6 protein-coding genes and 1 pseudogene are annotated in these 5,872 nt (G+C 68.8%); all 7 read left to right on the top strand.

From position 1 onward, the window contains the following. Window positions 1-442 (top strand): annotated as a pseudogene (locus RUR49_RS14940) (glutathione-dependent formaldehyde dehydrogenase); the annotation flags it as partial. Between the two features lie 14 nt (window positions 443-456). Next, window positions 457-999, top strand: coding sequence for a hypothetical protein (locus RUR49_RS14935; protein WP_409147195.1), 543 nt, complete (start codon window positions 457-459; stop codon window positions 997-999). Window positions 1,000-1,133: 134 nt separating this feature from the next. Further along, window positions 1,134-1,688, top strand: a complete 555-nt coding sequence (locus RUR49_RS14930; protein WP_409147196.1) for a DUF421 domain-containing protein — start codon at window positions 1,134-1,136, stop codon at window positions 1,686-1,688. Between the two features lie 202 nt (window positions 1,689-1,890). After that, complete coding sequence (locus RUR49_RS14925) at window positions 1,891-3,804, top strand: ABC transporter ATP-binding protein (RefSeq protein WP_409147194.1); 1,914 nt, start codon at window positions 1,891-1,893, stop codon at window positions 3,802-3,804. A gap of 242 nt (window positions 3,805-4,046) precedes the next feature. Then, a complete protein-coding gene (locus tag RUR49_RS14920) occupies window positions 4,047-4,736 on the top strand; it encodes a class I SAM-dependent methyltransferase (protein WP_409147193.1) in 690 nt (229 codons plus the stop codon). Window positions 4,737-4,780: 44 nt separating this feature from the next. Beyond that, the gene (locus RUR49_RS14915) at window positions 4,781-5,173 is read left to right on the top strand and encodes a hypothetical protein (protein ID WP_409147192.1); all 393 of its coding nucleotides are present in this window, start codon (window positions 4,781-4,783) and stop codon (window positions 5,171-5,173) included. A gap of 71 nt (window positions 5,174-5,244) precedes the next feature. After that, window positions 5,245-5,736 carry a DUF411 domain-containing protein gene (locus tag RUR49_RS14910; RefSeq protein WP_409147191.1) on the top strand — a complete coding sequence of 164 codons (492 nt, stop codon included), beginning with the start codon at window positions 5,245-5,247 and terminating at the stop codon, window positions 5,734-5,736. Window positions 5,737-5,872 lie beyond the last annotated feature (136 nt).

Below are 5,872 nucleotides of genomic sequence, written 5' to 3'. Positions count from 1 at the left end.
TCTCAACGATCTCACCGATGGCGAGGGTCCGGACAAGTGTATCGACGCCGTCGGCATGGAAGCACACGTGAGCTTCAGCCACCCGGACTCGATCTACGACCGTGCCAAGCAGATGATGATGCTGGAGAACGACCGGCCGCACGTGCTGCGTGAGATGATCTATGTTTGCCGGCCCGCCGGCGTCATCTCGATTCCGGGCGTCTACAGCGGTCTCGTCGACAAGATACCGTTCGGCCTGGCGATGAACAAGGGCCTGACCTTCCGCATGGGACAGACCCACGTCAACAAGTGGACGGGCGACCTCCTGCGCATGATCGAGGAGGAGGTCATCGATCCGTCCTTCGTCATCACCCACACGGCCGATCTCGCCGAGGGTCCAGAACTCTACCGGGTGTTCCGCGACAAGCAGGACAGCTGCGTGAAAGTCGTCCTCAAGACGTGACCCGGAGAGTGTTCATGACATCGCTGATTCAACGTTTCGCCCGCACCCCCGGTGATCCCGAGATCATCCGCTCCGGCCCGAACGAAGTCCCGGTCTCCGACCGGGTCGCGAAGGGGCTCGGCTGGTTCAGCCTCGCCCTCGGGACGGTGCAGATCTTCGCCCCGTCGCTGATCACCCGGGCCCTCGGGATGGAGGGACGGGAGACCCTCGTGCGCGCTTACGGCGTGCGCGAGGTGGCGGCCGGCGTGACGTCGCTGTCGACCGACAAGTCGCTCGGCCTGTGGAGCCGCGTCGGCGGCGACGTGCTCGACATCGCCACCCTCTCCAGCGCCTACACCGACGACAATCCGAAGAAGGGCAATGTCGGGCTGGCGCTCGCCATCGTCGTCGGCATCACCTGCCTCGATCTCGCGACGGCGGGGCGCACCACGGCCGTGCACAGCCGACCCCGCCGCGGCCCGCCGCGCGACTACGGCGATCGCAGCGGCTGGCCGCAGGGGCTCGCGGCGGCGCGCGCCGGGCGACCAGCGACCCTGCCGGCCGTAGACGCGGCCTAAGCGAGCGCACGGGTCCCCCGCGAAACGCCGGCCGCACGAGCGGCCGGTGCCTACGACCAACGGTGACAGCCTCAATCGCAAGCGACGTGGAGGTGAAAGACAGGGAGAGCGCCGGCGCCATGGATTTCTGGGGAATGTTCTTTCAAGGGTGGCCGGGCCTGGTCCGCACTCTCCTCGTCGGTGTCCTCGCCTATGTCAGCCTCGTTGCGATGTTGCGCATCTCCGGCAAGCGAACGTTGGCGAAACTCAATGCCTTCGACCTCGTCGTGACGGTGGCGCTTGGGTCGACCCTGTCGGCGATCCTTCTGCAAGAGTCGATCGCACTCGCCGAGGGCGCGCTCGCACTGGCCCTCCTGATCCTGCTGCAATACCTCGTCAGCGCCCTCTCGGTGCGCTCGCCGGCCTTCGCGCAAGCCGTGCGCTCCGAACCGGCCCTCCTCGTTCGCGATGGCCGCTACTGCCTCGACACGATGCGGCGCGAGCGCATCACCCAGGACGAGGCGCTCGGCGCCATCCGCTCGTCCGGGGGCCTCAGCATCGACGAAGCCCGCGCCGTGATCCTGGAAAGCGACGGAACGCTCTCCGTCACGCTTCGCCCGTCCGGAGGGTCCGTCGCAGACCACCCTCCTGACCACCTCCCCAGCAGCCCTCTGCAGTCGCGTCCGCCGCTCCCCGCGTCCAGGAGCTGACGGTTCCGCATCGGCGGCGATCGCGATTGCGCGCTCGGCGCGCGACGCCGCTGCAGCGACGCCGAGCAGATAACGTCACATGGCGGGCTTGCACCGGGCGCCGGCCTGTCGCAGATGACCCCATCGTTGTCTCGCTCGCCTTCACGGCGATGCCGAGGACGACTGGCAACCTGCATAAGCAGCGGGCGAGGGAAGATCCGCCATGACGCGGCAAGAGGGCGGCGACGGGCGGCAGGGACCCGGCGCGCGCGACGGCCCGGCGGCTGCGGCCGACGCCGCAAAGACACGCAGCCTCAAGGAGCGCGTCGGCGCGCTCCGGCACCTCAGGCCGTTCATCGCGATGGTGTGGCGCACCAGCCCGTCGCTGACGGCGGCCTCGGTGGCGCTGCGGCTGGTGCGGGCGCTGCTGCCGGTCGCCACCCTCTATGTCGGCAAGCTCATCATCGACGAAGTCGTGATGCTGGTGCAGGTCGACGGCCGGCCGGACACGCTGGCCGACTGGCTCGCGAGCGGCCTCCTCGACCACCTTGCGCTGCTGATCGCCGCCGAATTCGCGCTCGCGGTCGCCGCCGACGTGCTCGGCCGGGTCGTCGCGCTGACCGACGGCCTGCTGTCGGAGCGCGTCACCAACGCGTCCAGCATCCGCCTGATGCGCCATGCCGCGACGCTCGACCTCGAGGATTTCGAGGACGCCGAATTCCAGGACAAGCTCGAGCGGGCGCGCCGGCAGACGAGCGGCCGCATCACGCTGATGGGGCAACTGCTCGGCCAGGTGCAGGACATTGTGACGGTGGCGACCTTCGTCGCCGGCCTCGTCGTCTACGCGCCGTGGCTGATCGTCCTTCTGGTGGTGGCGCTGCTGCCGGCCTTCATCGGCGAGGCCCACTTCAACGCCCAGTCCTACTCGCTCGACTTTGGCCGCACGCCGCAGCGTCGCGAGCTCGACTATGTCCGCCAGACCGCCGCCAGCGTCGAGACGGCCAAGGAAGTCAAGATCTTCGGCCTGCACGGCTTCCTCATCGAGCGCTACCGCCAGCTCGCCGCCGAGTTCTATGCGGCGAACCGGAAGCTCGCGCTCCGGCGGGCCGGCTGGGGCGGGCTGTTCACCGCGGTCGGCACCATCGGCTACTACCTCGCCTATGCCTACATCGCCTGGAGCACGCTGACCGGCGCGTTCTCGGTCGGCGACCTCACCTTCCTCGCCGGCTCGTTCCGCCGCCTCGGCACGCTGGTCGAGGGGCTGCTGTCGAGCTTCTCGACAACGGCGAGCCAGGCGCTCTATCTCGACGACCTGTTCTCCTTCTTCGAGGCAGAGCCGGAGATCCTGTCGCCCGCCGATCCGCAGCCGTTCCCCCGGCCGATCCGCGAGGGCTTCGTCTTCGAGGACGTCGGCTTCATCTATCCGGGCTCCGACCGCTGGGCGGTGCGGCACCTCTCCTTCACGCTCAGGGCCGGCGAGGTGGTGGCGCTCGTCGGCGAGAACGGCGCCGGCAAGACCACCCTCGTCAAGCTTTTGACCCGGCTCTACGACCCCGACGAGGGCCGCATCCTGCTCGACGGCCGCGACCTGAGCGACTACGACCTCGACGAGCTCCGCGGCAGCATGGGCGTCATCTTCCAGGACTTCGTCCGCTACAACCTGACCGCCGCCGACAACATCGCGGTCGGCCGGATCACGGCGCGCGACGACCGCGCCCGCATCGTCCGCGCCGCTGCCGCAAGCCAGGCCGACGCGGTCATCGCGCGGCTGCCCGGCGGCTACGACCAGATGATCGGCAAGCGCTTCCGCAACGGCGTCGAGCTCTCCGGCGGCGAGTGGCAGAAGGTCGCCATCGCCCGGGCCTACATGCGCGAGGCGGAGGTGCTTGTGCTCGACGAGCCGACGGCGGCGCTCGACGCGCGTTCCGAATTCGAGGTGTTCCAGCGCTTCAAGGAACTGAGCCGCGGCAAGACGGCGATCCTGATCTCGCACCGCTTCTCGAGCGTGCGCATGGCCGACCGCATCCTCGTGCTCGCCGACGGCGCGGTCGAGGCGGCCGGCACCCACGAGGAACTGGTGGCCCAGCGCGGCCGCTACGCCGAGCTCTTCGAACTACAGGCGGCGGGCTACCGCTGACCTCGCCGAATTCCAGATCCGCGGCGGCACACCGCGCCGGAGGCCGACGACCCGCCCCCTCAAGACCTTGTGAACGCCTGACGGGTCGCCGTGCGGCTACGGAGCCCGTGACGTTGCGGGCCTCGGGGGTGCGGACGTGGTACCGGATGGATCGCCGAACGATCCGAGAGCCGCGAGCCCCTGCGGGGGCTGGTCGCCATACCGGACGGTGGCGCGTGGTGCCGCGAGTGGAGATGACGCTGATGGACGAAGCTGCGAAGCCCGTGGACGACGCCGCAAAGCCCGTCGACGGAGCCACGACGCCCTCTCCGGACACCGCGCCGCCCGTGCTGACGCTGTCGCGCCGGGCGCGCGCCGACCTCTACAACTACGCCACCGTCACCGGGTGGGCGGCGAGCGCCGAATCGCGCCGACCGATCGGTCCGGGCGGCGAGCCCCTGCCTTGGTACACCTACCCGGCGATCTACTTTCTCACCCGCCGCATCAAGCGGGAGATGCGGGTCTTCGAGTACGGCTCCGGCAACTCGACGCTCTGGTGGGCGAGCCGCGTCACGGCCGTCACCTCCTGCGAGCACCACGAGGGGTGGTTCGCCGAGATGTCGCCGAAGGTGCCGGCGAACGTCTCCTACATGCAGCGCAACCTCGAGAACGGGCAGTACGCCAATGCGCTGCTGGAGAAGAGTGACGTCTTCGACGTCATCGTGATCGACGGCCGCGACCGCGTCGCATGCGCCGATGCCGCTCTCCAGAGGCTCACCAGCGACGGTGTCATCGTCTGGGACAATTCAAACCGCGGCCGCTACCGCCCCGCCTACGTGGAGCTCGAGAAACACGGTTTCCGCCGCCTGCCGTTCAAGGGCCACGGCCCGATCAACAAGCAGGAGTGGGAGACGTCGATCTTCTACCGCACGGCCAACTGCTTCGGCATCTAGACGTAAGGGGAGACTTGGGCCGCGGGCGGCCGTCGGGCGAAGGCATGCTGGAGGCGGCCTTCGACGGCGACGACGACTGGTTCTGGCGCAACCGCACGGGCGGCTGCGGCCGCCAGGCCCAGGCCCGCGTAGAGTCGCTGCTGAGCGCGGCCCTGTCCGCGGACTCTGCCGTGCAGGTCATGCTCCTCGACAATCGAGCACTGCAGGCCGAGTACAACGCGCTCGGCGGCGCGGAGGCCGACTACGTCGAGGCCACGCTCCCTCCAGCACCCGTCTTCACGCTCGAGCTCTTGTGGGGCGCAGGCTTCTTCGATACCGAGCGGCGGCTGATCGCGAACGTGCTCGCCTTGGCGACCCTGCCATGCTCAAGCGCGTGGCGGTCGGCGACCGCGTCCGGTTCGAGGGGGACCGTGTCAACGGACGCAACACCGTCGTGAAGATCGACAAGGCGAGTTGAGGCGAAGTGGCAGGGCACTTGGCGCCCTGTCATACCCCCAAGGAGACGCAGATGGCACAGACCAACGCTCCATTCATCGATCGTCGAACGGTCCTGGTCACCCTCGCTTTGGCAGCGACCGCAGGGCCCTTGGCCGCCGCAGACACCCGCCCGCGGGTCACGATCTGGAAGGACCCGAACTGTGGGTGCTGCGGCGCCTGGGGCGAGCATCTGGAGCGTGCCGGGTTCCCCATCCGCATGGTCGACGTCGCCGACATGGACGCTGTCAAAAGCCGGCTCGGCGTCCCCGGCGACCTTCACTCGTGCCATACCGCCGAGGTGGGCAAGTACGTGCTGGAAGGGCACGTGCCGGCGGGTGCCGTCTTACGCCTGCTCGCTGAAAGCCCGGATATCCGCGGGCTCTCTGTTCCAGGCATGCCGATTGGTTCCCCCGGGATGGAAGTGAAGGGGATGGCCGCGGAGCCCTATGTCGTGAGGGCGTTCAAGGCAGACGGTTCCTCGTTCGATTTCATGGCGTTTACCGGAAGCTCCCCCGCCGGCTGATACGCAGGCCGCCCCCGAACTGACCAGCCCGCGCTGAACGCAGCGCCAGTAGCAGGGTCAGGGGACCAACTCGATACCCGCCGGGATCAGGTCCGCTGCCGAAGCCGGCGATCCGGGATCCCGGATCCGGAGATCG

The sequence above is a fragment of the Pseudoxanthobacter sp. M-2 genome (genome assembly GCF_046156265.1).
Classification (GTDB): Bacteria; Pseudomonadota; Alphaproteobacteria; order Rhizobiales; family Segnochrobactraceae; genus CAMDHY01.
Note: the sequence above shows the minus strand (reverse complement) of the source record. Positions and strands in the feature narration are given on the sequence as shown.

Excerpts from the sequence above, each read along its gene's own strand:
- RUR49_RS14925 (WP_409147194.1), top strand. The coding sequence starts at position 1,891 with ATGACGCGGCAAGAGGGCGGCGACGGGCGGCAGGGACCCGGCGCGCGC.
- RUR49_RS14920 (WP_409147193.1), top strand. The coding sequence starts at position 4,047 with ATGGACGAAGCTGCGAAGCCCGTGGACGACGCCGCAAAGCCCGTCGAC.
- RUR49_RS14930 (WP_409147196.1), top strand. The coding sequence starts at position 1,134 with ATGTTCTTTCAAGGGTGGCCGGGCCTGGTCCGCACTCTCCTCGTCGGT.
- RUR49_RS14935 (WP_409147195.1), top strand. The coding sequence starts at position 457 with ATGACATCGCTGATTCAACGTTTCGCCCGCACCCCCGGTGATCCCGAG.
- RUR49_RS14910 (WP_409147191.1), top strand. The coding sequence starts at position 5,245 with ATGGCACAGACCAACGCTCCATTCATCGATCGTCGAACGGTCCTGGTC.
- RUR49_RS14915 (WP_409147192.1), top strand. The coding sequence starts at position 4,781 with ATGCTGGAGGCGGCCTTCGACGGCGACGACGACTGGTTCTGGCGCAAC.